Genomic DNA, 898 nt, shown 5'->3' with positions numbered 1-898 from the left:
GATTAAGGCTACACGGCAGCGCTGTAAACGGCCAAGCGATCAAGCCCGGTCCGGCTCGCCGACGAGCGCGGCAATTTCCCGCACGGTGGCCCAGCGCATCAAGCCCTCCGTGCCGGAGAACGGCCATGTCTCCAACGGGGGAGCGCTGCTGCCCTTGCGGCGCAGAAGCGCCGAGAGGAAAGCCGTGAGTTCCAGGCGCTGCGCGCGAACCTTTTCCAGCGTCCTGCCGCGAACCTCCTCGCGCGGAATGGCGCGATCGCGAAGCCGGTCGACGGCGCGACGAATGGCCGTCGGCTCAGGCTCGACGATCAGGCAATAGTCGGGATCGAAATAGACGTCGCGCCCGCCGAGGCTCGGCGTCGAGACGATCGGCAGCCCGGCCATCAGATACTCCATGCTGGAATACATCGCCCCTTCGACGGCGGACAGGCACAGCCCCACCGCAGCCTGGTTGTAGACATGGTTGACCTCGGCGGAGGTCAATCTGCCGGGTAGGCCGTCGACAAGCGGATTGGCGATCCGGTGACGTGGCGATTGCGCCTGGAGGCGGCGAATGAAGGCGCGCGCGGCCGGCGGCGTCAATTCGCCGATCGAATAGGTGACGTGAACCAGCCGGTCGATCTCGAAAGCGAGATAATGGCGTTTCATCGGCGAGATGCGGCCGTTGTAGACGGCATCGAACTCGACCGGCACGTCCGGCAACGGCCGGAAGACGTCTTCCGATATCATCAGATTGTGATTGGAGAACATGGCATTGCCGCCGGCCGCGGCGATGAGACGACGCTCTTCCTCGTTGTTGCAGAGGAAGATGACCTCATGCAGAGGAAAACGCCTGGCGTACCAGGCAAGGTCGCGGCCCATCTGGGCGACGACGGCCGGCCTCTCCATCGTCCACATC

Annotated in this window: 1 protein-coding gene; it reads right to left on the bottom strand. The window is 64.5% G+C overall.

Annotated features, from left to right (window positions below; all coding sequences use genetic code 11):
* Positions 1 to 39 precede the first annotated feature (39 nt).
* Positions 40 to 898: glycosyltransferase (locus tag EOD07_RS35915; RefSeq protein WP_164772926.1), on the bottom strand; the 859-nt coding region annotated here is incomplete at its 5' end.

It is taken from the genome of Mesorhizobium sp. M2C.T.Ca.TU.002.02.1.1 (assembly GCF_003997225.1).
This window is presented reverse-complemented; position numbering and strand designations above follow the sequence as displayed.